Genomic DNA, 26,302 nt, shown 5'->3' on the forward strand with positions numbered 1-26,302 from the left:
TTTACCCTAGTTTTAAAAAGCAATTTACCATCTTAGATAAATACAACACTATAAATCTAAGGTTTTGTCTTGAAACAAAAACGAAGTAAAAAATTCAAGGCTTTGAAGTCAAAAGCTAAATTCCATTCCTCTCGTCTAAATGATTTTAAACTCGCTAAAGCTCAAACAGGAAAATCATTTTTAACAGCTCAATACATGAAATTCTTAACACTTTTCCCTTCAAGGCCGGGGAAGCACTACCCAATAAATAGAGTAGAAAGCCCACTGGCACGAATGTTAAGCGTTAGCTTCATTCGTGTCCTACAGATCATTAGAAATCTCCTGATTTCTAAATACTATGATTTACGATAATTTAGTTTACAATGCAGTTAATTCGAGAGAAATAAAAAAAGCGTTCTATTATTATGATTTGTAAAGGCCTAAAATAACCAATACAATTTATGGTTAGTATTTCATGATTTTAAATACTTGACCACAATTCATTATAAGAGTATAGTTTTTATCTACTGCATCAGCCGTCTTGAAAATCAATTGATTACTAACATTGTAGACTTCAAGTGCTCAACCTTTAAAAGAAGTAGACTAAGTTTCAATACCACATTGGTTGCTGTTGAATCTGATTTTCCATTTTTGAAAATGAATTAGCATCCTGTTTCAATACCACATTGGTTGCTGTTGAATCATCAAAGCTTTTCAAGCCGGGGAAATCGTAATGAAGTTTCAATACCACATTGGTTGCTGTTGAATGGAGAGGAAAGGAAGGTGACAGACAAAGGAATTATCGTTTCAATACCACATTGGTTGCTGTTGAATAGAAGTAATATCTCAATTGAGATTAGGCAAACTTATGTTTCAATACCACATTGGTTGCTGTTGAATCTCGGAGTGAAGACTTGGCAACAGAACCTTTCCCTTAGTTTCAATACCACATTGGTTGCTGTTGAATTAGATGTACTTGATGTAGCAGTACAGATCAAATTCAGTTTCAATACCACATTGGTTGCTGTTGAATTCAGAAAGTTTAGTATATGTTGAAAATGATACTCATGTTTCAATACCACATTGGTTGCTGTTGAATATTAGAAGAGCTATATATAATTCATTGTCAATACTGTTTCAATACCACATTGGTTGCTGTTGAATGAAAGTGCGAACCGATCATGAATAAAATATATGAGAGTTTCAATACCACATTGGTTGCTGTTGAATAAAAGTATGATTATATCAGTAGTTAGGGAGTTTCATGTTTCAATACCACATTGGTTGCTGTTGAATTTCTGTTACCTTTATAAGTTCCATATCTACATAAAGTTTCAATACCACATTGGTTGCTGTTGAATCAACCGCATTGCCAATAAACTTTTTTTGCTCTGCTGTTTCAATACCACATTGGTTGCTGTTGAATCCTAAGTTGGATGATTTGGAGTTTAGTTCTTACTATGTTTCAATACCACATTGGTTGCTGTTGAATCCCACTTCCGAAATACCTTCACATGCTACTGACAAGTTTCAATACCACATTGGTTGCTGTTGAATAATAAAAAGTCCTCGATAATTTGATCAATTTTTTTTGTTTCAATACCACATTGGTTGCTGTTGAATTAGAGCTTTCCTTTACAGTGTCTTTCTTCTTGTCTTGTTTCAATACCACATTGGTTGCTGTTGAATCAGCTTCATTTTGTTTGAAGTGTTTATCTACAGCATGTTTCAATACCACATTGGTTGCTGTTGAATTTTAGCACGTATTAATTCAAACTTACTGCTTTTCAGTTTCAATACCACATTGGTTGCTGTTGAATTTGGCAGGTATTTTTGATTCATTAGCAAATGTATTGTTTCAATACCACATTGGTTGCTGTTGAATTTTCAGATGATGCGATACGCTCATTAACCGTTTTTGTTTCAATACCACATTGGTTGCTGTTGAATAAGGTACTCCAATTTTAGGTGCAAAATACAGGTTAAGTTTCAATACCACATTGGTTGCTGTTGAATTGAAAGTTCTGAGTTTGATTATACAAATTTATTAGAGTTTCAATACCACATTGGTTGCTGTTGAATCTCCCTTTCAAATAACACTAGATCTTTGTGATTTACGTTTCAATACCACATTGGTTGCTGTTGAATTTGATTTACATCCCTTACAGAAAAGCATACAATCAAGTTTCAATACCACATTGGTTGCTGTTGAATCTTTTAATTATCGTTTACTTGCTTCTTTTTTAATGTTTCAATACCACATTGGTTGCTGTTGAATCTGAAAATTATCCCGTTCCTTTTGCATTATTTTAGTTTCAATACCACATTGGTTGCTGTTGAATTGATTTATATCCCTTACAGAAAAGCATACAATCAAGTTTCAATACCACATTGGTTGCTGTTGAATCCTACCTAAAAGTTGTCGTGTGTATGGGATAGATACGTTTCAATACCACATTGGTTGCTGTTGAATATTATTTGAAAAAGTATTAATGTTAGCTTATCATAAGTTTCAATACCACATTGGTTGCTGTTGAATGGTAACTCTAACCCAAAGTAATAGCTCTAATAACCTGTTTCAATACCACATTGGTTGCTGTTGAATTTGTACAATTAGATAGTAGAGTCTTATTGCGACAAAGTTTCAATACCACATTGGTTGCTGTTGAATGCTACTTATGCAACAAAAGGTCCTGGCTCTATATCTGTTTCAATACCACATTGGTTGCTGTTGAATTCAAATGATATTACAATGATGTCGCTTTCTTACAAGTTTCAATACCACATTGGTTGCTGTTGAATTTCATTACCCTTTTCTGCTTGCTAGTGTTGACCAAGTTTCAATACCACATTGGTTGCTGTTGAATCCATCGCAACGACGACAGAATATATACCAAACATACATAAAAAAAGGGTTTAATAACTCATTTCCATCAAAAAATATCGTCGACCTATGGTCATACGATTTACCCCTTCCATCGACAACCCCTTTTTTAGACTGTTTTTGGGTGATTATCCATAATTATTACAAAATGTCAAAGAACGAAATGAAAAAACTTTGAGGTCGACGACTAAAGGAAATTATCAATAGATGATTTCTCTTCACCGATCACTTCTTTCTGAAGCCAGTACTGTTCTCTATTTTTAAAGAGAATTAAAGAGTCCCCTTCCTTCATAATTTCCTTTGCTTCTGCTTTAAGGTTTTCAAGTTGCACCTTTGTTAACTCTCCCTCAAAAACAGAATTTTGAATCCAATTCAGATATTTTCTACAAAGTTTGAGCATCTTTCCTACTCGCTTTGTATTCATATCATACACTAATATTACATACATAGCATCTAATTTTTACCACCAACTTTTAAAACCAACATAAGGTTCTATTTCCATTAAGTGTTTACTGATCTTATAGCACTCCAACTTGATCAAATGTTTATAACTCACATTTCTACCTAGTTTTCTGTGTTTGATTGTTTCAGTTAGCTTTTTATCCCAAGCCTGCAATACCTTTTTCCTTCCACTTTCTTTCAATAAACAAGCATTAATTTCAGCATTAAAATCCCTCGCTTGGATAGTTCCTTTATTCACCAAAGAGAAAATCATTCTATCTACTAAAATTGGTTTAAAAACTTCTGCAAGATCTAAGGCTAAAGAAAAGCGACGTACACCAGGTTCATGTAAAAAACTTATAGTAGGGTCAAGTTGAGTATGATAAATCATATCTAAACAAGCTGTATAACACAACATATTTGAGAAACTGATCAACGCATTCATTGGATCTGTCGGAGGTCTTTTTTCTCTGCTGAATAATGGAAAAGTAGGACTGATAATAGAAAAAGCTCCATAATAGGCTTGTCTGATATTTCCTTCTAAACCCATTAATTCATCAATTTGAGTCGTAGAAGATATACTTTCTCTGTATTGCTCAATAGCCATAATTACAGCACTAAGGTCCTTCCCTCTATTTTGATAATACTTTACAGTCTTAAGCATATTGAAAGACGCCGAGTCAATAAATGCTTGAGCAATTTGAATACGTTTCTTCACATCAGCATAATGTAAACTCTGTTGTACATTCAGTTGCCCTGCCTGTAAATATTCTTTAGGATAAAATGAACCCGTATAATGCTCATAGTAATCAAAGAAATGAACTCCAATACCATTTTTGCCTAAAAAATTATACAAAGCAGAATTCGCATCCAAACTTCCCAAAACATACAAATTCCCCACTTGTTCAACGGGTAAATACCTTGCCTGTCCTTCATTCCCATCTTCATCTACAGGTACAAACTTCAAAGTATTGTCTTTTCGACTTAATCTTCCGGGGTTAAATAAATAATAAGATTTTTTCATTTCTAATCTTCTTCTCCGCTCCAGCAAAAATCAAAATAGGAGCACTTTTTACATTTACTTTTAGACATTTTCGGGGGGCAAGTTCCTTGCAAAATATTTGTAGCAGTACTCAACCATTGTTCTACCTCTATACTATCTGTCTCACTATCCCATTCTACATTCTCAACAATTCGGAGTTTAGGATATTCAATTACTGCTCTTGGGTTTTCTACCCCTATTTTCTCCAACAAATACAGATAGTATTTCACCTGAGCAATATGTGACTGCTCTTTTTTATTAGACTTCTTGACTTCATGAACAGTATTTGTTTTCGCATCAAAAAAATCGATTTTTCCTATTCCCAAATCAATTTCTTGCCATTTTCCAGCACGTTGGGGATAAGTAATTTCTCCTATCAATCTTCCTTCTGCTACTAAGTCTGATGAACTTTCCATTCTCAAATGTTTAGCATGTAACCATATTTTACGGTGACAGAGATGGAGGTAGGCGATGAGGGTTGGGGTGATATCCATTTTCTTTTTGTTTAAAGAAATTTTTCTTCATTATTTATTGTTTTCGTCTGTCGTCTTTCAAGAATTAACCCTCTTTTCAAATCATAAGCACAATCATTAGCTAAAAATATTTTAACTTCTTCCTGCTCTTGCTCTCTCTTTTTACCTATTCTATATTTCTTTGAATAAATGAATTCATTTTTCATCCCTTTGCTTCTTTGATATAAAGGAATTGAAATGGAACACTCTAACTTGTATGTATTAAAAGCATCTTTTGAATTAAAGATTGTCTCTGTATTATGCGTTAAAAATAATGTTGGGTTTTTGTCTTTATATTCAGTTGGATGAATTATGAAAAGATCAATCTGATCAGGAATATCCCTACTCTTCCACCCCTCTGTTATTGTCTCATCTTCTTCTTGTTTCGCCTGAGGTAAAACCAACCAATTATGTAAAATTTCTTCCTTATAAGCCTGAATATTCTGTTCCGTTCTTGGACTATTAGGTTTAAGTTCGTTATACACCTGATTAATCATCTCTACAAATTGAGGAGCAGTGTATTTCTTTAACGCTAGAAGGTTTCTCGTTTTTAATAATGAACCTGATGGCTCCCATTCAAACTTAACCATTCGTCCATAAGGTGCAGGATAAAGTACCTCTTTTTTATAGGGAACTATTACTTCTAAATGTCCAATTACATCCCCGTGAAAGCCTTTTTTAAAAAATCTACAAAGTCTTCCAATACGTTGTACAAGTCTATCTATTGGACAAAGTTCTGAAATCATATATTCAGCAGTGATATTAATACTCATCTCTCCTATTTGAGTGAGTATAGCAACACCTTTTGCATTTTTATTTTCCCAAGCTTTTTCCCCTAAAGCTTCTATTAAGTCTTTCTCCTTTTTAATTTTATCAGTTTCTAAAAAACGAGAATGATATAGTATTGGTTCTATATTTCTTATCTTAAACCATTCATAAAATTCAATTGCTCTGTCAACCGTATTCGCAAAAATGATAGTTGGCTTTCCATTAAGAATAGGTTCAAAAAGATATTCTATGTCCTCAATTGAAGTATATTCGTTTATACCTTTTAAATCACATCTAGCACGTTCTTGTTCAATTTTATCAGAAGTGTCTTCCTTGATTTCATTGATTGGGTAACCAGTGGTTTTATAAAGTTCTAAAGCAGATTGGGGTAGAGATGCACTCATCAACATTACTGGAACATTAAGTACTCTCAGATACTTGAGTAACTCAATAATATTCGCTTGTGTGAACTCATCATAAAAATCAGCCTCATCTATTACTAAACAACTATTTGCTAAATTAAAAGTTATGGTATGATGATCTTCTCTTGTATGAGTTAATGCCATTAATAAATGATCAATTGTACAAACCGTTACTGGGTTTGCTAAAAGTCTTGCAAAATCATGTTCAGCTCTTTTAAGATCAAGTTTCTCCGTATTCTTTCCATATTTAACATTCCATGCACTTGAATGATAAAGTCCAGTTTGAGATAAATTCTCAGTAACATTAATCGCTAATGCATTTGAAGTAAATCGGGTAGGCATTGCTATAACAAGACGTTCAGCCCTATTATTAACTATTTGTTGTTGTGCCCACAAAAGACATGCGTCTGTCTTACCTGCCCCTGTTGCTGCTCTTAATAGCAGTAGAGGATCTTTCCAATTATTAAATGCTAATTCTTGTACTGCTCTTTTTTCCCAATTATCAGGAAATTGATAAGAAAAAGGAGTAAACATCGGCAAATCTTTTCCATCTTCTTTTGCACTTGCTCTTCTATCTGCAATCTGCAAGAGGCTTCTTGTAGCAGAAAAAGCATAATTATTCTTTATTGCTGATTCAATATTAGTATTTGTCAATAAAGTTGAGTTAACTATGTTGTTTCCATTTCTTAGTATTTGATTCCATAAATCTTCTCCAATCTTTCTTGACCCTAATACAATTTCTATCCATCTAGATTTAAACCTATGAGATAGCTTTGAGTGGTGAGCAAGTATCGCTATTTTTTCCTCTTCTTCTAATTGAATCCCTTTCTCCTCACACATAAAAACTGAAAGTAACTCATGTCTATATGGAGTACGAAAAAGAGTATCCTCTTTACAGTTTTTTTGCCATGACTTACTTTTCTTTCCTTCATCATGCCATTGAACTGCGGTATAAAGCAATTTTGCTAAATTCTTTCCAGTATAAACCTTGTATTTCTGGATACTAAATGGATGTTCTTTTACAAATTTCTCTGCTTGCTTTCTTACATTTCTTACATGTTCATCTAAAAGTAAGCCTGTTGTTTTTGCCCAATATTCTTCCTCCATAATATACCTTTAATCAAGAGTATTCAATTAGTCATTAAGGTTTTAATTGTAAGTCGGAACAAAAAATTATTCCGACTCTAACTCTATATTAAAATAACTTCCAAAAATTATTACTCTGTTTCAAATACACGAGCAAAAGGAACAACTTGATCATCAGAGATACCACTTGGATCAAAAAGGACTGCATCATTTAATGTACTTAAAGCATCTTCATAAGCTTGAAAAACACTTTTTTCTCCTTCACTATCATTCCCTACAACAACAAAAGCATCTCTTTTTTGTATTTCATCAATAATGTTCTTCTTTAAGGTTTCATTTCCTTGAAAATAACGACTAGCTTTTCTACTATGTTTTGTATCAAAAACAATCAAAACTTGTTCAGGTTCACCAGATACCGAATTACGAGCTTGGTTTGCATATTCGTTTAAAGATCGAGTAGCCTCAATAAATAATTTTACTCTTCTTTTTCTTTCAGCCTCTTTTACATGTTTCATGTAATCTGTACCAACATGATATTCATTATCATAACTGAATCTCTTAGTTATACTTAAAGCTCCTAAATCCAAATAAAAATTCATAAGCATCATATCACCTTGACTAAACTCCTTAGTGGCTAATGCTTGATCTCTACTTGCTTCCTCTGTACTTTGTTTAAGCCTTACCAATAAATCTCTTCCAATTTCGCTTTCCTTTATTGCGACTGCTGGTGTTACTGAGATTGGAGATGTTCTTCTTCCAGAATAGTCACCACGACTAGGATGCATAAAACCACCCATATCAGCTCTAAGATCTTTTTCAATTTGATCGCTGATTCCGTCTCCATTTGAAACATGAGTATCTTTTACATCTACCTCACCACAAATAGGTCCACTATTACTTTTCTTCTCTGCTTCATTTAAACGATCTATTGCACTAAACAATACATGACGTTGCATTTGACCCGAAATATATACTTTCCCATCTGGTCTTTGTTTTACAGAAGAAGCATTGCCTAATAACTTCTCTCCTCCATTCGCCATGTGATTATCCATAGGAACAAGAGTTGAAATAAAAATTCCTTGTATTTCCATTTTTGTATTATGTTAAAAATTTTAATTTATCTACTGATGATCTTATTATAAATCTGCTACAGATGTTGTTGTATCTTGAGTATTATTTAAACTTACTATACCCTCTTTGTCTGATTTCCCCCCTCTAATACGAGCATAAGCTACCATAATATTTTTCGCATCACTTATATCAATATCGCCTGATAACACCGCTCCAATAAAAGGCTTTGCACTCTCTCCTACTTCAGAGTTTGTCAGACGACTTGCTCTCGTTAAAACATGAGCGACAAGATCAGAAGGTTCTTTTGCTGAATAGATTGCACTTTCAATTTGTGTTAGGTATTTACTCTTTAGTTTATAAACCTTATCCAGTTCATTGTGTTTGTTTGCTTCTTCCTTAGCAGCAAAAAAAGCTACACTGTTTAACCATGATCCTAATACCTCCGCTGAGGATATAATTTCTTTAGGGATATTTTTCATCTTACTAAAATAAGTGTGGAATAATGTTTTAACTTCAAATGAGTAGGTCGCTCTCACAGCAAGGAAATCCTTGAAATAAGGAGCACTAAAAAGTTGTAAAAAGTTGGCAGTAACTCGATCTAAATGATCGTATGCTGATTTTACTTCTTTACTTTTATAATATTCAATACGATTTTTTTCTGGAATTTGAGAATAATAAAGGGCATCCACTATACTACTTAACTTACCTGCTTTTGCTAGATCAATAATATGATGTGAAAAAGTTACAGTATGTGTACTTGAATATCGAATAATATAGAAAGGTGTACCTTTTAACTTCTCTAATAAATCCAATACTTCAGTACGCTCTCCTTCAGCAGTTTTTGCCCATTCACCAATAGCTCCTAACAGGGCTACCGCTCCCATACTTGACGTTTTAGGTGCATTAGGAAAATTGCCATTAAACATGGCGGGTCTTTTGTATTTGGGTTTCGTTTTGTCCTTTTTATTAGAAACTTCAACTTTGTTTCGATTCGAATTACCTTCCCTAACAATAACTGATTGCTTAAGTTTAGCTGTTTGGGAACGATTCATATTATTAAAAACACCAATGAAGTTGAACATATCTTCAATCCCTTTTAAATCAGGGATAATAGCAGTCCCCTCTAAATCAGTAGTTAAGTATGGCTTCAAAAGTGTTAATGTTGTAATAGCAGAACAAACTCCTTCTAAAAGTGATACACTTGGTGGCGACTGACTTCTTTTTCCATTATTAAACTGTCCAGATACTGCACAAACCCCTTTAGAAAGTTTCACCATTTTCCCTTTTTTAGAAATCTTTTTTTGTTCATTAGCAATATCCTTCAATAAATTTTCGACAGCTCCCAAAGCATGTCGGGCTTCTTTATTGGTACTTATCACATTAGGAGCTAAGTATACCCCTTTGTCAGGATTCCCTTTAATATTTTTATCTTTAATCTCTTGATATGAGTAATAAGAATAATTCAAAATATTATCTTGCAAAGGATCATTATCCGTATAAATACGAAATGCTCCAAGTGCTCTTTCTAACTCTCTCTTTAATAAATCAAGTTCAATTAGATTCGTTTCTAATGGAAAACCTTGTGACTTTTCAAGTAACTGCTGATTATTGTAAACTAAAGCTGCAAGCCCGTATCGACTATAAAAATGATCAAAATTCATATCGTTATTTCTTCTAATTGTACCCAACCTTCACTATTACCAAGATATGAAGGAGCTAAAGGTGTATGTGAAATTTGTTCTATAGCTTGCCAAACTGATTCAGTAGTATTTATCGCTACCTGATAACATCCTTTTGTAAATGGATCTTCACCTAATTCTATATATTCCCGATTCACTATTGTTGTATAGTAGGTTGGAAATTGTTTAATATTTTTTTTAAAAAATGCTTTATAATCACCTTCTTTGATCTTCCTTTTTTCATCTTTTGGCAATCTATATTTCCTGTCTATTAATTTCCAATCAAGATTAGGAGTACCGTTAGCATGAACAACCTGTTCGTCTGTACGTTTCATTGATTGTGTCCAATAATCATCATAACGTACCAAAATAGGAGGTGAAACGATTGGATTCAGCACTTCTAGATGATCTTGTAAAAGTGTTTGAAAACCTACAGCAGAAGTTCCAGCAATACTGTCATACTTATACTTTTTCTTCAGTTCCTTTTTTATCTTTTTTAAGAGGTTGGAACGAATATCAGAATGAAAATGCCAACCAAACAGGTTCTCTAACATTCCATATATCATATAGTTAGAAGGTGCTGATTGACTTCGATAATACGCTCCAGGCATTGAAGTTACCAACGATAATGGAGCTAAAGGACGAATATGTAATTTTCCTGAAATGACTTTTTCAGGAGCTTCAAAAAGTAATTTTATATCTACCATTTTCTAAATATTTTTAACTTCAACCATACCTAACCCTAAAGTATTCAGCATTCCAAGTCCAGATTTATAAAGTACCTCATGAACTTCGATCGGGGCAGTGACTGTAAAGTCGTAGTAATGTGTGATTATTGTAGATTCTTTTTCCATAAATTTTGCTCTTTCATTTCGTGAGCCATAATATTTATTCAATTGAAAATTAATCTCATTCTCTAAAAATCCTTCTGTATTTTCAATTTTATCATGCAGTACCAAAGACTTAATTTTTGATTTAATATTTTCTATTAGATAGTATTCATACTCTTCGTAAAAGTTTTTCTGAAATTTTCTATTTCTAGAACAAGGATGTATAAAATCGTTTTTCTTACCATCTACAATTTCTTGTCTACCTCTTTTCAAAAAAACTGGACTTAGCAATTCATATTGCATTGTCTTTTGAAAAACAGGTTGAGATATACTTTGAATGTTTTCAATCATGAAAAACATTTTCCCTAATCGATCTTCTTTACTTTGAAAAAGCCCTTTAATAAAATTCTCTCCAATTTCGTTCACTGAAAAAGATATATGTAAATATGCAGTATCCCCCTCTTTTATTTCAAAATCACTTTTACCTCTAAATCCCATTTTTCGTTCGTAAAATAGATCTGAGATAACAGTATGTTTAAAAGTTTTTTCCCCTTCTAATTTATATCCTTCATCATGAATAAACTTGGCGAAGTCAGGGTTATTTTGACTTAATACTTTATAAAAAAAACCTTGAAGTAATGACTTATAATTATTAAACAATACACCTGTATTGAGCCACTTAATTTTAAATAGAAATCGCATTGTATTTTAATTTTATAATAATTCAAATATATTTCCCACATGCACTATCCTACTGTGCTTTAAAAATTTCTCATGATTTTTATTAGATGATCTCTAAACTCTTGAGGCTGAACATCTGATATTTGATCTAACATTCCCAACACAAAACGGCCCACTCCAGTATACTTCCCCACTTTACTATTGAATTCATATTGATTGTCTGATAGCTTCTTCACTTCATTGGAAGAACAAGGAAACTCTTCACAAAATATATTATTGGCTTTTTTAGTCATTTTAAAACTCACAGGAAGTACTTCTTCTAATGGACTAGAGAATCCAAATGAGTCATGAAATTTGATTATATAATGTTGTTGATGAGTAGATTGCTCTTTTGATACCTCAACTCCATTAATTCTAGAAAGCTTGAAAGTTTTACAAGTTTTTGACTCACAATCATAAGCATATAATTGTTCCTTATTGGATGTTAGTTCTATCGGTTCAATCTTGTAATCTTTCACCTCACCTCTTGATATATAATTATAAAGTCGAACCTTCTTTTGGTTTTGAATTGCAAAAGATAGTTTTTCGTACAACAGAAAACGATTATCAGGAATCAGAATAGAGTCATTAATTAATATACTTACGCTATTATTAATTCTTTTAAACGCTTCATAGTCTATTTCTTTTAATAACCGAAGTTGGTCAAACAATAATTCTTTATCAGTAGAAGACAAAAGAGGCTGTCTAAATTTTTGATCCTTAGAAAAATAGTATGTCTTCACTCTTGAAACTTCATTCCTTGACACTATTGTCAACGGGTAATACATATCTTCTATTAGATCCCTATCATTTTTAAATTGATTTCTGTGTTTTCCGAACTTTTTACAATAATCCTCTGAAGAAATACCAATTGTTTCTAAAAGCCGTATAATTTCTATAATTCGATAAAGTTGCTTCTTAGGGGCAGGCATGTTGTCATTAAATTGGTTTGCTAGGTTAATTACTTTTTTACAATGTTATACAATTAGCAAATCATTGTCAAGAATGCTAATTCATTAAGTTTTTTTAATCGTAGAAAAGTATCCTTTCTTTTTTAATTTATAATTCGTGAGTAAATGCGAAACTTACTCTCACATTCCAAAAAACATAAAATGTTACTCCAAAATCATAATCATTCCCTCCTTTTTTATTGGGATATCAATACATTCTCTCTAATAGCGTGAAAAATTGATTGGGAACTCTCTTGAAAAAGAGTAAAATGAAATAGTTGTTCCCTTTTAAGCGACGATTGAATACACTTCTCTCAGGATTACAGGTAATATTACGTTCTCCGACACCAGTGTTTTTATATTCTTCTGATTTTTTTTGACAGGTTGAAAAATAACTTCAGGGTATTCTATTAAAAGCTGAAAGTACTGCCAATCATTTTTAAAGTGGTAAAGCTTTGGCAGAGATAATCGAAGAGCATAAATGTGATACTTAAACCCTTTCTTTTGGAAAACAAATTTGTATTTTCTTCTCTCTCTTGAACTATCGGAACGCCAAAAAATTTCACGGCGTTCAGCATATAAAAAATATTTGGTACGGAAAGTAAAAGAGGTTTTACGGGGTTTTGTTTTCGACATGCTTCCCACAACTTTCTTTCGGGTTTTAGCAAATTGATGGGCTTTTATGGCTTGATATTTTTGGTGCTTTGCATTTCTCTTTATCTCTCTATAGATAGTTGAAATATGTACGTTCAATGCTTCTGCAATCTTAGTTTTAGAAATGCCTGCATCCAATAATATTTGAAGGTATTTTCGATGAACAATCGTCAGGTGAGGTTGCCTTTTCTCCAAAAGATCTAGTTCTAATTCAATTTCGCTGAGTTGGGCTATTAATTTTAATTTATTTGTTTCTAAAGCTTTGGTCCGTTGATCAGACCAACTGAATGTTTCCTGCGAGTGGATTATACTTTTGAGATCATGACTCTTTTTTCTTTGAAGAGACAATAGTTCTTCTCTTTTCCGCTTTTTTTCAGATGCCATATATATTTCCAACTCATTTTTAATGATTTGGAATAATGTTGTTTCGATTTCAGGTGATATGGCTTTATTCTGAGATTTCATTTTAGGGTAGAAATAGTTGCTATTTGTAATCTAAATGTTTCTTTTCAAGAAAAGAAATCTTCTTTATCAAATTGTTCTTATCTAATAGATATTGAAACAATTTTAGGTAAGAACTAAGAGATATAAAAATGGTTCTTGCATTGCAACGTCCACCGAACCACTATAAATCCCTCTTTACGGATCATTTTCTTAATTCAAACAATCTTCTATCTTATCATCAAAGGCAAACTAAAAAAAGCAATCTCCTTCTCAAAAAAGAGATCGCTTTTTTAATATCTAAAAGTCAGAAATAAAGTAGTTGAACATTTAAAATTGGGAGAAATTGGATCATTATTTTTTAGTCTAATCAAGACAGAATAGAAGAGCATAACCATAGTTACGTGATGACATTCTAACGCAGAGTAGGCTAAAAAAGAAAATCCAAAACTTCCGATTTTAATTGTACTACTGCTTAATCCCACTCATCCGCTTCGATTGCCTCAATCACTTCTACCAATCCATCGAAAGTATTTACACCCACTGAAACTTCAGAACCACCTTTTAAGGCAATACCTTCTGGATTTACAGTTTCTAATACATCGTTGATAGAATTTTCATCAAAACCACCTGCGATTAAGATTTTATATTCCTCCGTAAATGTTTTTAATTGCTTTAATGTTTCCTCAGACAACGTTTCTTCAAACTCCAATTGGAACATTTCCACTTGCTGTTCCAGCATTGACATTTGCTGTTCGATTTCTGAAAGGTTATTTTCTACTTTAATTCTGAAAATTAAAGGCTTTCCTAATTTCGATAAATCATTGACTAAAGCAGGGTTGTCTGTCACTAAAACATCAATAGCTTCGTATTCTTCCAAATTCACTTCAGCAGATTCGTACAGTTCGCCGGCAAATTTAATACCTGCTAACCAGCTTGCAATTTCTTTAAACTTATCAGGAGACACATAACGTTTGTGTGATGCCTCAATGGGAAAGCCAATCAGCTCTACTCCCATTCCTGCACAGTATCTTCCATCTCCTAAATTATCTACATCAGAAACAAAAACGCGTGTATTCAGTGCCATATCTTCAATCGTTATTATTGGAAGTGTATTCTTGTTAGTGAATCCACTTGAATGTTATAATAAATTTATTTTTGCAAAGGTTGTAAAATTGATCGAAACCAAAAAGCCCCTTTCATAGTTTATTTCAAAAGGAACATTTTGTTCTCTTTTTTTAGGAGATCAATGGAGCCAAAGTAGGTGGCGTTTATGAATAAAACATGTAATTCCTCTCTGCCATATTATTTTTCCATTGATTCATAGGAGAATTTGAAATTCTGAAAAATAAAATCTGTACCTTTGCGCTTAAGAAAGAGTGTATTAGACAGATTACACTAAGTTAACAAAACAATTACACGTTACTATGTCAATAAAATTTCTTGAAGCTTTAGAGCAGACCATCAAAGACAGACATGATAATCCTTCAGACACTTCTTATACAAGTAGTCTTTTTGCAAAAGGGATCAATAAGGTTGCTCAAAAAGTAGGTGAAGAAGCGGTAGAATTAGTCATCGAAGCAAAGGATGATAATGAAGAATTATTCCTAAATGAGGCGGCCGATTTAATGTACCATTATATTGTACTATTGCGTGCTAAAGGTTACAGTTTAGAGGATGTGACGAAAATTTTGGAAGAACGTCACAAGTAAATTATTAAGTATGCTTGATTTTGTTTAAATTAATAGAACAGAAACAACATACTACCCAAGAAACACATGAAAACCTTAGAATCTATATCATTTCAGAACTTCGAGCTCATAGATGAGTATCTCAACGGTAAACTCACCTCTGTAGAAAGTCAAACACTTTTGAGGAGGCTGACGATTGACCATGAACTGAGGGAAGATTTTGATTTGGTGGTGGAGATGAGTACAGATATGGTTTCTTGGCCAATAGAGAAAAAGAACAGAATACGCATCGCTTTTGCAACAAGACATTCCAAGGCTGTGGTTTCACAGAGTAAAGCCAGTTTAGCTAAAGACCTTGTCGCTTATGGCACTGCAACAATTGCCGCCGCGGGCTTGCTGGTCTTTGTCAGTGGCTTGTTTGTATTCTTCGCTTCATAAGCAGTTATACAATCAAAATCGGAAGTCTTAGATCTTCTTTTTTTGACTACTCAGCGTTAGAATAGTTTCATCACATAGCTATGCTATGCTCTTCAATTTTGCCTTGATTAGTCAAAAAAATAATAATCTAACTTTTCCCAATTTTAACTGTCTAACTGCTTAAAATCGTGGAATCGAAAAAGGCTACCTTCTGAAAAGGTAGCCTTTTTTTGAAAACTAAAAATTATATATCTGATTATCAGCGTAAAATATCTTACTGAGTAGAAATTCTTACAGTAACAAATCAGTGTTTTGTTATTTGATATTACAAACTTAAGAAAACGAAATACTAAATGAAAGCGAAAATTCGCAAAAAATCCGTTTTTTCATTAAATCTGTGCTATTTTTACATTTATTAGCCACCATAAAGTATTTTTGATCGTTTTCAGATAGTATCTTGTTGCTATTGAACAGATAAAAGGGTGCTGTGCAAATGTTTTTCGAGTGTTGTGGATCATTTGTATTGGTGCTGAAAGTATTTAAAAATCAAATTAGAAACCAAGTTAGTCAATATACATCCTGTGATATTAGAAGAAAATATACGCCTTATTTTCGGTTTGAAAGTCCGAATGCACAGGCAAGAACAAAAATTATCATTATCGGAATTAGCAAAAAAGGCTGAAATGTCCGTTTCCTATATCAACGAAATTGAGAAGGGAAAGAAATACCCTAAAAGGAATAAAATAACATCGCTTGCGGCTGCTTTAAAAGTATCTTATGATGAGTTGGTTTCTTTGAAAATCTCTAAGAAATTAGGGGCTATTTCAAAGTTATTGAACTCCAATATTCTTCAGGAATTACCTCTTGATGTTTTTGGTCTGGAACCAAGAAACCTTCTGGAGCTGATGTCTGACGCCCCATCCAAACTTTCTGCTTTTATCAATACTATTGTTGAGATTTCAAGAAATTACAACCTTACTGTAGAAAATTTTTACTTTTCGGTGTTACGTTCTTATCAAGAAATCCATGATAATTATTTTGAGGAGGTAGAAATCGCCGCTAAAGAGTTCAGAAGAAAAATTATTGACGATGAGAGACCACTGGAAATACAGCTCCGTCAGTATTTAACAACTTTCTGCAATTATAGAATTGACGAGGAAAGTCTTTCTGAACATGAGCCGTTAGATACTTTAAGAACGGTCATTAAGGTGGAAGATGATGGCACGAATGTGTTGATGATCAATAAAAAGCTGAACGCCCGCAGACGTACTTTTATTTATGCTCGTGAGGCCGCTTTCCAAGTATTGAACTTGACAGAAAGATCAATGACGTATTCATGGATGCAGGTCAAGTCATTTGATATGCTTTTCAATGATTATATGGCCACTTATTTTGCAGGAGCATTCCTTGTTCCTGAAGAAAAGCTAGTGGAAGATTTACAGGACATTGTGCACAGCAACAGTTTCTCAAATGAGAAAATGCTCAACTTGATTAAAAAGCATAATACATCGCCGGAGACTTTCCTGCACCGTCTGACAAGTATTCTTCCGAAACACTTCGGCTTAAGCAAAATCTTCTTCCTTCGTCTGGATCATATTCCTGGCTCCAACCGATATTCACTCACAAAAGAACTGCACTTGGATGGATTACACAGTCCACACGGTACGGTATTGAGTGAGCACTATTGTAGAAGATGGGTGTCATTGAAAATCTTTGAAGACCTGGAGCAAGCAAGAGCGGAAGGAAAAGAAGATGAGTATATCTGTGATGCACAAACATCGAGGTATATTACTTCTGGAAAAGAGTACTTCTGTATCAGTGTAGCAAGGGCATTGCCACTCGTAGACGAAACAATTGACACAAGTATTACAATTGGTTTCTTGATTAATGACAATTTCAAAGAAAAGTCCAAATTATGGCAATCTGAAAAAGTAAGGATGGAATTTGTCAACGAAACCTGTGAGCGTTGTCCGTCTGTGGACTGTCAAGTGAGGGCTTCTGATTCAATTGTATTGAAAAAAGAACAGCAAGAAAAAGAAAGAATTGCCGCTTTAGAAGCAATTTTAGGAAAACCTGTTGTATCTTAGTCCAGGAATAATTCTACTGTTAAGGTTTTGATAGCAATTTAACTGCTAATTATATATAGAGAAAGCGAAGGGAATCATGGAATTATTCAATTCTTTAATTTTTCTTCGCTTTTTGCTTAAGATCATTTTTTGAATTCTGACTTTAGAAAGATTTCAAAATTAAAGTGTTTTGACGTGTTGTTTTTATGTCTTAATACTGATTCTCTTTGATAAATAGATCACTCTATTACTTATATTTTTTGTCGTCAAATATTTCAGTGACTTTACATACGAAACATATCTTCTTTTTTGTACTTTTCATATTTATGAATGTACCTCTCCTCTTTGCACAGAATAGAGGCTTGGAGAAGTATGACTTTGATTTTGATGAAGTAAGCTGGGCTGAGGCGATTACTACCCTTTCTGAAGAACATAACCTTAATTTTATTTACAGCGATGATAACCTTCCTGTTGTCAACCGCTTCTCCTTCAAAAAGAAAAAGGCTACACTCGACGAAGTGTTGACGGCACTTTTCAATGGGAAATTTTTAGGATACAGAATTGATGGCAGTGATGTGATTGTGAAGGTGATTCGAATTCCACTTGATTCAAAAGAAGGAAGAAGACTTACCCGTTATCCTGTCAATGGAATTATCAGAGATCAATACTCAAGAGAAACAGTTATTGGTGCTACTATCTTTTTTGAAGATATTTCTATCGGTACAGTTACCAACGTCAATGGTTTTTATTCCATTTCAGTTCCTGAAGGGCAATATCTTGTCTCCATTAAATCATTGGGCTATGTCAATATTGATACAATTATTGATGTCAAAGGGCAGATGGAATTGAACCTTAACCTCAAAGTAAAGGAAACGAAACTGAGAGAGATTGTAGTGCTTTCCAGTAACTCCGAAGTATACGATGGTATTTTGCAGTTGAGTAATATCACGACAGTCACGCCTGAAGCTACAAATGAACTCCCTTTGATTTTGGGTGAGGGCGATGTAATGAAATCATTGCAGTTGATGCCTGGCTTTAAAAGTGCCAATGAAGGAAGTTCTGAGATATCTGTACGTGGAGGAAGAACCGATCAGAACCTATTTCTAATAGACGATGTACCGATTTACAATGCCACACACAGTTTAGGTTTTTACTCAATTTTCAATACCAATTCACTTAAAAATGTACAAACTTACAAAAGTGGCATTCCGGCTCAGTACGGTGGCCGAGGCTCTTCAGTAATTGATGTACATCTGAAAGAAGGTAACAACCAAAAGTTCAAAGTTTCGGGCGGTATTGGTACTATGTCGGCCAATGCTACGCTTGAGGGACCGATTGTAAAAGACAAATCTTCCTTTATTATTTCAGGTAGAAGACCTTACACTGATTTGCTTTCCAGTACAACAAGAGGAGACATCAACACCGTGGTTTTTTATGATGTAAGTGCAAAACTGAAATTCCAGCTCAACAAGAAAAACGCACTTTCAGTTTCAAGTTATTTCAGTAGAGATAAACTGGCTTTTCAAAATATTTCATCAAGTGAGTGGGGCAATAAAACAGCCAATGTCACATGGTCTGCTTTGCTGTCACCCAAAACATACAGCAACCTTACTTTATGGTATACAAACTATGATGTGGCCAACATTGTCAACACTATACCAGAAACAAGTTACCGTACCACTTATGCCTTGGATGATTATGGGTTGAAATACAAAGTGGAGCAGTATTTTACACCTGATATGACATTGAAAGCGGGTGTTGAAAGTATGCTTCATACTTATAATCAAGGTAGTATTACGCCTTTTGACGAAGAGTCAATTGTCACTCCCAATGATCCTCAGGATATCAGAGCTGTGGAGTCTGGTGTATTCACTGATTTTGAATGGAATATAAATGAGAAAGTCAAAGTGGGGCTGGGACTGCGTTATTCGAGATTCGATAATGTTAGAAATGAAAGAGAGTATATCTATGATATTGAGCCTTTTCAGCTTCGAGCCGACAGTATTTCAGATAATAATATTGTCGATACCGTTCGAAATTCCGGCATCAGCTTCGATCACTCTTACCACAATATTGACCCAAGAGTTTCAATAAGCGTTGCACTCACCCCTCAGCAGTCGGTCCGCATTGCTTACGACAGGATGACACAATACGCTCAGGAATTGGCATTGACAACCCTTCCGAGTAACTCAGGCGTATGGATTCCATCCAATAAATACATCAAACCCCTGATCAACAATCAGTATTCCATCGGCTATTTGCTCAAGTCTAAGGATAATATGTATGATTTTTCTTTGGATGCTTATTATAAAACGTCTGATGATATACTTGAATTCAAACCCAATGGTAGGTATGTTGTCACTGATCATGTGGAAACGGATGTCACGTCTGGTATTGGGCAGAGTTATGGCGTTGAATCTATCTTCAGGAAAAGAAAAGGAAAACTGACGGGATCGGTATCTTACACCTATAGTTTTTCATTTATAAAAATTCCTCAAATCAACAACGGGAACTGGTATCCTACAGATCAAGATCAGCGGCATGTTTTTAATATTCTAGCTTCTTTCCAAATCTCTAAGCAGATACAATTCTCTGCGGTTTGGAATTATGCATCAGGGCGTCCTTACACCGCTCCTGTAGGAAAATATTACAAAGAAGGCTATGTGGTCCCTATTTACGGTGATCGAAATAAGGCAAGACTTCCAAGTACACACCACTTAGACATTTCTTTGACTTTTTATAGAAAAATGAATGAGCAGAAGAAAAATGAAAGTAGTTTCAATTTTTCTATCTACAATGTATATGCTCGTAAAAATACTTATTCTTATATTTTCAGAAGTAAAAGAAACAACCCTGAGCAATTGGAAACAGTGAAGGTCTATCTATTTAGTATTATTCCTTCCTTCAGTTACAATTTTAAATTCTAAACCGACGATGAAGTATTTAGGCCTGATTATATTACTGTTATGTATGATGATGGGATGTGAAGAACCTATTATTCTAGACTTGCCAAGTGGTGAGCCAAGTACTATTATTGATGCCAATATTTCAGAAAGCAACGTGGTTTCGAGGGTAGTTTTATCAAAGTCATTAGGGTTTAATGATACCATCAATTTTCCTCCTATTGAAAATGCCAGTGTGGTATTGGCCCACGGTAGAAGCGAAACTTCCTTTTCATTTAACTACGTCAACACACTCAGTGTAGGTGCAGTTTACGAAGCACAAAGTGAGGTCACTCTTATTTCTGATGATCTGTATTTTTTCTCCGTATATCTTCCAGGCAGTATTGAAGACCCTGACACACTATATCAAGCTACTATGAAAATGCCTACGAAAGTTCCTGTAGAAGGCATCCGTTTTAGAGCTGTTGCTGATGAATCAGATCAATACGTTTTGAGGATTTTCTTTACTGATCCCGAAGGAGAACGAAACTTTTACAGCTGGAGAGTTTCTCAGAAAATCAATGGAGAATATGTTGTGTTGCCTAATAATAAAATACCGCTTTATACGGATCAGGGCATTGATGGAAAATCGGTTTTTGTTGAATTTGCGGGTTCTAATTTTTCAGAATCTGATACCGTGCAGGTACATTTCAAGTCATTGACCAGAGATGCCTATGACTATTACAGGGCATTGAATAATTTGATTGACGTTTCAGGCACCAATACTTCTGCTGACAATCCAAGAAGTAATTTTGTCAGTACAGCCGGTGACCGTTCGTTTGGTTATTTTTCTTTGGAAGGGGTACATGATACAGAGGCTTTTGCGGTAGCAGACTCTTTATAAAGCTAATTTTTTAAAGTACTTTTTCAATACAGGCTGGAAAAACTTATACACTTTAAACCCTCCCCGGATCAAATACGGACTGATATATTCTTTGATTTTTTTTCTGAAATAAAACGAAAGCGAAGCGATGACTGTGCTAACTATAAACTGAACCAAATTATGAAAATCAATCGCATAAAGTATTGATATTGAATTGGCCAATGTCAATAAAAAGTAAGACAGTGCATCCCAGAATTCTTGATTGGTTTTGAGTTTAAAAAAAGTAAACTCCACTTCATACCAATGCCTTCTCAATGTTCTTTTGATCTGACTTGAATTCAGCTGAATTTCCGTATCTGTCATTTTGGGAATGTAATTGAAAATATCAGCATCTAACTGGATTACCGTCAAAAAACTATATTGTCCCCCTGTTTTTAAAAGCAGAGGGGTATTGATCTCTACCCCTCCGTTCTGGAAAGTTTCCACCAGCATCTCTGCCGCATCTTTTGACGCTTTAAGCTGCTGGAGTTTTTCATTAAATACCTTCCAATTCACCATATCTATGATTCTGTCGTTTTATTATTTCCGAAAATGGATGAAAAGGCCTTTCCTGTCAAATCTGTCAGTACTTTGAAGAAAGACGACCAGTGACCTGTAGCTTCATTAGTGGAATGCTGATGAAAATTCATCACCATTGTCCTCAGTTCAGGCGGCAACTTCACAAACTTGGGTGTGAGGTAAGAAGTCACATCACCATCAATCTGCACGACAGTTTGCAATAATACCTGCTGTGTGCCCAATTCCCATGCTTTACGGATCTGTGTGATCTGCTCCGTTCCCAAATCCAACTCCTCTACTTCATTCATTTCGCGAAGCAAAATATCATTGTTCCACTTATGAGAACCCATCTGAGAAGGATATTTATCAAACTGTCCTACTCCGCCATCATTAAATTTAGCATCATAGCCTCTTGTCCCTTGTTTGGTTTCAATGGCAAGTTTGCTGCGCTGCATTTTGAACATTCCAATGAAGTTGGCACTTTGTCTTTCAATCCTGTAAAGCATCTGAATTCTTTCTTTCAGACTCTCAGATTGTTCTTCTGTCTGCATTCTAGGCAACAAAGTCTCGTAATACTTTTTACCTTCCTGCGCTGCTCTTTTCACCTCATAATAAGAGTACTCCCCCGCTCCTTCACAACGCAACAGAAATTTTTCTTTACCTGATGCATCGACAGTTGCAGGAACACCTTTGGCTTTTTCACAAATACCAAATTCAATCAGTGTTTTTCTGTACCTTTCTATGATATCTCTCAATGCCAAACGCTTATTGACGGGCATTTTAGCACCTGTAGTATTCTCTTTTAAAATGGTATTAACTTCTAGCGTTAATAGCTCATTGGCGATAGACTTTAGGGATTTCTCCATTGTATTCTATTCTTCCTCTTTTTTAGAATCATCCTCATTTCCATCTTCTACAGTTGTGTCTTCTTCAGAAGAAGTGGCTGCAGGAGCATCATAATCTATTGGAGGCGTATCTAATGCCGGTGTCTCTGCAATAGGTGTTTCCTCTGCCACTGCCGTAGATGCTGGATCAAAAGCCGCTGCTTCATAATCAGGAGCTGCTGCTGCAGTCTGAGAAGGGTCAAAGGCAGTTTCCTCAGGATTATATGCTAATGCTGGTTGCGCTGTCGCTGTAGGAAATGATTGCTGTGGTGCGGCGGCTGCACTGCTGTAGAAAGAGTCTGCAGGAGGCACGTCCACTCCTTTTGTTTTGGCATACAATTCAAACAGGCTGTAAACGGCTTTGATGTTATCATTGATGATAGCATGTCCGTGCTGTTCTTTCTGTGCATGGAAATCACGCACCCAAGCGTATCTGTCTTGTACCAGATCATTACTCACATAAGAAGTTACATCTCCTTTCAAAAGATGGATCTTACTGTTCATGACTTTAAAATCTGTCCCTTCTTTCTTAATGATCTCATCTTTCTCTCCATCTACATGGAATTCTCCTACAATAGTTTTTATATCGAGGGTTACTAAGTTGTTGATATAATCTTCAATATTGTTGACAAAGTTCTGGAAGAACCCTACATTTTCTTGATCTGACATAGAGTAAGTAAAATTTGATTATAAAAATGCTTATATAAATTTGAATCAATTGGATGAATTTTCCAAAAATTTAAGATAAAGTAATCATTTAGGAAATACTCACAATTATTATTGACCGCACTATACTATATTTGTCTTTTACTTTCTTTGGTTGTTGAAGGAATTCCATCGAAAAATTAAATTTCACAACTCCCTAATTTTCAAAAGAAAGTGTAATCAAAATAGTCTTTTAGAGAACACTCATGGCTAAAGTCACAAAAGTATTAGATAAAGAATTCGTTCCTTTTATCAGTAAAGAGGAAATTGCGAAGCGTAATCAAGAGATCGGACAACAAATCACTAAAGATTACGAAGGTAAAGATGTATTGATGGTCAGCGTTTTGAATGGCTCATTCATGTTCACTTCGGATCTTGCAAAGGAAATTGATCTTGAGATTGACATTTCATTTGTAAAATACTCTTCGTACCAAGGTACAGAAAGTACTGGTAAAGTAAAACAATTGATCGGTTTCAATGAAGCAGATGTAAGAGGTAAACACGTAATCATCGTAGAAGATATTGTGGATACTGGACGTACAATGAAAGCTTTATTAAAAGATCTTGAAGAAATGAAGCCTGCTTCTGTAAAAGTTTGTGCTTTACTTTACAAGCCTGAGGCACTAAAAATTCCTATCACAATTGATTATGTTGGTTTTGAAATCGACCCTCGTTTTGTTGTAGGTTATGGATTGGATTATGATCACTTCGGAAGAAACATTCCTGAGATTTTAGTTTTAAAAGATAAAGCTTAATCTATTTCGATTGATTTGACTTCCACATTATAAATGGAAAAGGCTTTCAGGTATTGAATTATCTGAAAGCCTTTTTTAATGGCTGTAAAAACATGGTCAGTTACCCAAAAAGTAACCGTAATCCTTTTTTGAAATAGTATTATGAAATACACACTCTACTTCTACCTCAGACTTCACGTAGCAGGCTACGTGGCTACAGGAGAGCAAATAAATCATCATATTCTAGCATGCTTATAATACTGTTCACACGCTAACTTATAGTGGCTGAACAATATATTCGTGAATCTTCATTCTATCATCACGTGTAATTTCAACTTTCCAATCTTCTTTTACATTAAGATTTAAAGCCTCCCCACTTACTGTTTCAGCCTCTAAACTTACGTTTAAATCTACATTGTAAAGTCCATTGCTTTCTGTCACAACGATTGATTTGATTGTATGCTTGTTATCCGGTTTTATCGTTTTTCTGATTCCATCGTACCATTCTTTAAAACCTTCATGTCCTCTGAATTCTCCTTCAGGGAATTTTAAAACCGTTTCTTTTAAAAGGTGATTTGTAAAATACCCTTCATCTCCTAACACATCAAACTGAGCAAACCAATCTTTGATAAAGTCTTTAATTTTTTGTTCAGGATCAGCCTCTGACAAACTTTTCAAAGTAGTAATAATACGATCTAGTTGCTTTTCAGCTCTCTGTTCCACAATTTCCTGTGTGTTATAAACACCTGGAATAAACACCATACCATGCTCATAAATAGGATCTAAATAGTTCATTTTAGCCAAGTAAGCAGATTGTTCCATAGGCTTTAAAAAATCTTCAATTCTAAAATGATTGTACCCTAATGGAGAATAAGCATCACTTGGACCGCCTACAGTAAAGCTTAATAAGAAGTTTTTTCCTTTTAGCTTATCCCCTTCTGGGCCGTAAGCAAAGTTGAAAGAGAAAACGGCATCAAACCATGCTTTTAGAATTGCAGGCATATTGTACCAGTAAAATGGGTATTGGAAGATAATCGTATCTGCTTTTAATAATGCTTCATGCTCCGCTTCAATATCGATTTTATAATCTGGATATAATTTGAAAATATCCCTTACCTCTATATCCTCAACTTTCTCTTTAATAGTAGTTGAAATGTATTTGTTAGCAATTGATTTTTCTAATTCTGGATGTGCTACAATCATTAAAGTTTTCATGTCTTTTATATTTTTAGTTGTACATACAAATGTTTTATTAAAAAAATAGAGAAATAAATTCCCTATTCATTATTTCCTAAAGCGATGTTGGCTTTATGAATATCAGCGGTCAATTTCACAGCCGTTTCTTTTCCTAAAACCTCACAATATTTATCAAATAGATCTGCCAATGCCTGATCTAATTTTGGTTTCATTTTAATACCTTCTTCCGTTGGGTGAACATATACCGTTCTTCCTTCTTGAGTACGTTGTACATATCCCATTGCAATCAGTTTATCAATAAATCGAGTGATTGTTGAAGGTTTTAGATTCATCTTATGACTAATCTCCCCTTGGCTTAAACCAGGTTCTTCAATAATCTGTAACAACAAATGTGCATAAGAGGTCTGCAAGCCCGTCACTCTAAAAGCATCATTTGCCAAGTTCCCAATAAAGCGGGAAAGTGAATTGGCTGTAAAATATAAACAGCATTCTTGAAACGATTTTTGTTGATCACTCATGATTATTTCTTTTTTGATGATATAAATGTAAAATAATTAGTTGTACATACAAATATATTTTTGTTAATCACTTTAAACAACTAACACATCCATATTTGTATAAGGACTAAGATAAAAGTAACCGGATGTTTTTTGATGAAGAATTAAGAATGATGAATGAAGAAAAATGGTTCGTGAGCCACAAGGCATTGTGACTCTACCGTGCGGTTATCTTTTCAATAGAAATTTCAAGCAAAAAAATCCCACAATTTTACAATCATGGGACTCTATCTATCTTCAAAAGAAACC

21 protein-coding genes, 1 pseudogene and 1 CRISPR repeat array are annotated in these 26,302 nt (G+C 34.3%); of the genes and pseudogenes, 6 read left to right on the forward strand and 16 right to left on the reverse strand.

All coding sequences use genetic code 11. The annotated features are described in order from the left end of the window. The first annotated feature begins 586 nt into the window (after positions 1-586). Positions 587-2,846: a CRISPR direct-repeat array (repeat unit 30 nt; unit sequence GTTTCAATACCACATTGGTTGCTGTTGAAT). A gap of 204 nt (positions 2,847-3,050) precedes the next feature. The 11 genes from cas2 to HHU12_RS05240 form a co-directional block, all read right to left on the reverse strand. After that, positions 3,051-3,311, reverse strand: a complete 261-nt coding sequence (cas2, locus tag HHU12_RS05190) for a CRISPR-associated endonuclease Cas2 (RefSeq protein ID WP_169655638.1) — start codon at positions 3,309-3,311, stop codon at positions 3,051-3,053. Between the two features lie 12 nt (positions 3,312-3,323). Next, positions 3,324-4,328: a type I-B CRISPR-associated endonuclease Cas1b gene (gene cas1b / locus HHU12_RS05195; protein WP_169655640.1), complete on the reverse strand. Its 1,005-nt coding sequence runs from the start codon at positions 4,326-4,328 to the stop codon at positions 3,324-3,326. A gap of 2 nt (positions 4,329-4,330) precedes the next feature. After that, positions 4,331-4,840, reverse strand: coding sequence for a CRISPR-associated protein Cas4 (gene cas4 / locus HHU12_RS05200; protein WP_169655642.1), 510 nt, complete (start codon positions 4,838-4,840; stop codon positions 4,331-4,333). Positions 4,841-4,851: 11 nt separating this feature from the next. Beyond that, positions 4,852-7,155 carry a CRISPR-associated helicase Cas3' gene (gene cas3, locus HHU12_RS05205; protein WP_169655644.1) on the reverse strand — a complete coding sequence of 768 codons (2,304 nt, stop codon included), beginning with the start codon at positions 7,153-7,155 and terminating at the stop codon, positions 4,852-4,854. A 110-nt stretch (positions 7,156-7,265) separates the two neighbouring features. Continuing rightward, positions 7,266-8,225 carry a type I-PGING CRISPR-associated protein Cas7/Csp1 gene (gene cas7p, locus HHU12_RS05210; protein ID WP_169655646.1) on the reverse strand — a complete coding sequence of 320 codons (960 nt, stop codon included), beginning with the start codon at positions 8,223-8,225 and terminating at the stop codon, positions 7,266-7,268. Positions 8,226-8,270: 45 nt separating this feature from the next. Then, a complete protein-coding gene (locus HHU12_RS05215) occupies positions 8,271-9,866 on the reverse strand; it encodes a hypothetical protein (protein ID WP_169655647.1) in 1,596 nt (531 codons plus the stop codon). Then, a complete protein-coding gene (gene cas5p, locus HHU12_RS05220) occupies positions 9,863-10,591 on the reverse strand; it encodes a type I-PGING CRISPR-associated protein Cas5p (protein ID WP_169655649.1) in 729 nt (242 codons plus the stop codon). The genes HHU12_RS05215 and cas5p overlap by 4 nt, the downstream gene beginning before the upstream one ends. A gap of 3 nt (positions 10,592-10,594) precedes the next feature. Then, positions 10,595-11,374 (reverse strand): CRISPR-associated endoribonuclease Cas6, encoded by a 780-nt coding sequence (cas6, locus tag HHU12_RS05225; protein WP_169655651.1) that lies wholly within the window; start codon positions 11,372-11,374, stop codon positions 10,595-10,597. 101 nt (positions 11,375-11,475) lie between these two features. Beyond that, on the reverse strand, positions 11,476-12,366 hold the full coding sequence (locus HHU12_RS05230) for a helix-turn-helix transcriptional regulator (protein ID WP_169655653.1): 891 nt from the start codon (positions 12,364-12,366) through the stop codon (positions 11,476-11,478). Between the two features lie 306 nt (positions 12,367-12,672). After that, the gene (locus tag HHU12_RS05235; RefSeq protein WP_169655655.1) at positions 12,673-13,503 is read right to left on the reverse strand and encodes a helix-turn-helix domain-containing protein; all 831 of its coding nucleotides are present in this window, start codon (positions 13,501-13,503) and stop codon (positions 12,673-12,675) included. 451 nt (positions 13,504-13,954) lie between these two features. Next, positions 13,955-14,566 carry a hypothetical protein gene (locus HHU12_RS05240; RefSeq protein ID WP_169655657.1) on the reverse strand — a complete coding sequence of 204 codons (612 nt, stop codon included), beginning with the start codon at positions 14,564-14,566 and terminating at the stop codon, positions 13,955-13,957. 352 nt (positions 14,567-14,918) lie between these two features. Here HHU12_RS05240 and hisE point away from each other — a divergent pair. The 5 genes and pseudogenes from hisE to HHU12_RS05265 all read left to right on the forward strand — a co-directional run. Next, positions 14,919-15,191 (forward strand): annotated as a pseudogene (gene hisE / locus HHU12_RS05245) (phosphoribosyl-ATP diphosphatase); the annotation flags it as partial. Positions 15,192-15,257: 66 nt separating this feature from the next. After that, the gene (locus tag HHU12_RS05250; RefSeq protein WP_169655660.1) at positions 15,258-15,608 is read left to right on the forward strand and encodes a hypothetical protein; all 351 of its coding nucleotides are present in this window, start codon (positions 15,258-15,260) and stop codon (positions 15,606-15,608) included. Positions 15,609-16,168: 560 nt separating this feature from the next. Beyond that, positions 16,169-17,674 (forward strand): helix-turn-helix domain-containing protein, encoded by a 1,506-nt coding sequence (locus tag HHU12_RS05255; protein ID WP_317170449.1) that lies wholly within the window; start codon positions 16,169-16,171, stop codon positions 17,672-17,674. Between the two features lie 305 nt (positions 17,675-17,979). Beyond that, positions 17,980-20,580 (forward strand): TonB-dependent receptor domain-containing protein, encoded by a 2,601-nt coding sequence (locus HHU12_RS05260; protein WP_169655662.1) that lies wholly within the window; start codon positions 17,980-17,982, stop codon positions 20,578-20,580. A gap of 7 nt (positions 20,581-20,587) precedes the next feature. Continuing rightward, positions 20,588-21,439 carry a DUF4249 family protein gene (locus tag HHU12_RS05265; RefSeq protein ID WP_169655664.1) on the forward strand — a complete coding sequence of 284 codons (852 nt, stop codon included), beginning with the start codon at positions 20,588-20,590 and terminating at the stop codon, positions 21,437-21,439. Here the strand turns inward: HHU12_RS05265 and HHU12_RS05270 are convergent. Genes HHU12_RS05270 through HHU12_RS34985 form a run of 3 tightly spaced genes read right to left on the reverse strand, consistent with a single transcriptional unit; the run spans position 21,434 to position 23,529 of the window. Beyond that, positions 21,434-21,976, reverse strand: coding sequence for a hypothetical protein (locus HHU12_RS05270; protein WP_169655666.1), 543 nt, complete (start codon positions 21,974-21,976; stop codon positions 21,434-21,436). The genes HHU12_RS05265 and HHU12_RS05270 overlap by 6 nt on opposite strands. 2 nt (positions 21,977-21,978) lie before the next feature. Then, positions 21,979-22,842 (reverse strand): hypothetical protein, encoded by an 864-nt coding sequence (locus HHU12_RS05275; protein ID WP_169655668.1) that lies wholly within the window; start codon positions 22,840-22,842, stop codon positions 21,979-21,981. Positions 22,843-22,848: 6 nt separating this feature from the next. Then, positions 22,849-23,529: a hypothetical protein gene (locus HHU12_RS34985; RefSeq protein ID WP_205959787.1), complete on the reverse strand. Its 681-nt coding sequence runs from the start codon at positions 23,527-23,529 to the stop codon at positions 22,849-22,851. 242 nt (positions 23,530-23,771) lie between these two features. Between HHU12_RS34985 and hpt the strand changes: the two genes are divergently transcribed. Further along, on the forward strand, positions 23,772-24,320 hold the full coding sequence (gene hpt / locus HHU12_RS05285; RefSeq protein WP_169655670.1) for a hypoxanthine phosphoribosyltransferase: 549 nt from the start codon (positions 23,772-23,774) through the stop codon (positions 24,318-24,320). 255 nt (positions 24,321-24,575) lie between these two features. Here the strand turns inward: hpt and HHU12_RS05290 are convergent, their stop codons facing one another. Both HHU12_RS05290 and HHU12_RS05295 read right to left on the reverse strand, forming a co-directional pair. Further along, entirely contained in the window at positions 24,576-25,514 is a 939-nt protein-coding gene (locus HHU12_RS05290) for an NAD(P)H-dependent oxidoreductase (RefSeq protein ID WP_169655671.1), read from the reverse strand. 62 nt (positions 25,515-25,576) lie between these two features. After that, on the reverse strand, positions 25,577-26,014 hold the full coding sequence (locus HHU12_RS05295; protein WP_169655673.1) for a MarR family winged helix-turn-helix transcriptional regulator: 438 nt from the start codon (positions 26,012-26,014) through the stop codon (positions 25,577-25,579). Positions 26,015-26,302 lie beyond the last annotated feature (288 nt).

The sequence above is a fragment of the Flammeovirga aprica JL-4 genome (assembly GCF_012844305.1).
GTDB classification, from domain to species: domain Bacteria; phylum Bacteroidota; class Bacteroidia; order Cytophagales; family Flammeovirgaceae; genus Flammeovirga; species Flammeovirga aprica.

Coding starts and splice junctions, on each gene's coding strand:
- cas2 (WP_169655638.1), bottom strand. CDS start 3,311: ATGTATGTAATATTAGTGTATGATATGAATACAAAGCGAGTAGGAAAG.
- cas1b (WP_169655640.1), bottom strand. CDS start 4,328: ATGAAAAAATCTTATTATTTATTTAACCCCGGAAGATTAAGTCGAAAA.
- cas4 (WP_169655642.1), bottom strand. CDS start 4,840: ATGGATATCACCCCAACCCTCATCGCCTACCTCCATCTCTGTCACCGT.
- cas3 (WP_169655644.1), bottom strand. CDS start 7,155: ATGGAGGAAGAATATTGGGCAAAAACAACAGGCTTACTTTTAGATGAA.
- cas7p (WP_169655646.1), bottom strand. CDS start 8,225: ATGGAAATACAAGGAATTTTTATTTCAACTCTTGTTCCTATGGATAAT.
- HHU12_RS05215 (WP_169655647.1), bottom strand. CDS start 9,866: ATGAATTTTGATCATTTTTATAGTCGATACGGGCTTGCAGCTTTAGTT.
- cas5p (WP_169655649.1), bottom strand. CDS start 10,591: ATGGTAGATATAAAATTACTTTTTGAAGCTCCTGAAAAAGTCATTTCA.
- HHU12_RS05230 (WP_169655653.1), bottom strand. CDS start 12,366: ATGCCTGCCCCTAAGAAGCAACTTTATCGAATTATAGAAATTATACGG.
- HHU12_RS05235 (WP_169655655.1), bottom strand. CDS start 13,503: ATGAAATCTCAGAATAAAGCCATATCACCTGAAATCGAAACAACATTA.
- HHU12_RS05240 (WP_169655657.1), bottom strand. CDS start 14,566: ATGGCACTGAATACACGCGTTTTTGTTTCTGATGTAGATAATTTAGGA.
- HHU12_RS05250 (WP_169655660.1), top strand. CDS start 15,258: ATGAAAACCTTAGAATCTATATCATTTCAGAACTTCGAGCTCATAGAT.
- HHU12_RS05260 (WP_169655662.1), top strand. CDS start 17,980: ATGAATGTACCTCTCCTCTTTGCACAGAATAGAGGCTTGGAGAAGTAT.
- HHU12_RS05265 (WP_169655664.1), top strand. CDS start 20,588: ATGAAGTATTTAGGCCTGATTATATTACTGTTATGTATGATGATGGGA.
- HHU12_RS05270 (WP_169655666.1), bottom strand. CDS start 21,976: ATGGTGAATTGGAAGGTATTTAATGAAAAACTCCAGCAGCTTAAAGCG.
- HHU12_RS05275 (WP_169655668.1), bottom strand. CDS start 22,842: ATGGAGAAATCCCTAAAGTCTATCGCCAATGAGCTATTAACGCTAGAA.
- HHU12_RS34985 (WP_205959787.1), bottom strand. CDS start 23,529: ATGTCAGATCAAGAAAATGTAGGGTTCTTCCAGAACTTTGTCAACAAT.
- hpt (WP_169655670.1), top strand. CDS start 23,772: ATGGCTAAAGTCACAAAAGTATTAGATAAAGAATTCGTTCCTTTTATC.
- HHU12_RS05290 (WP_169655671.1), bottom strand. CDS start 25,514: ATGAAAACTTTAATGATTGTAGCACATCCAGAATTAGAAAAATCAATT.
- HHU12_RS05295 (WP_169655673.1), bottom strand. CDS start 26,014: ATGAGTGATCAACAAAAATCGTTTCAAGAATGCTGTTTATATTTTACA.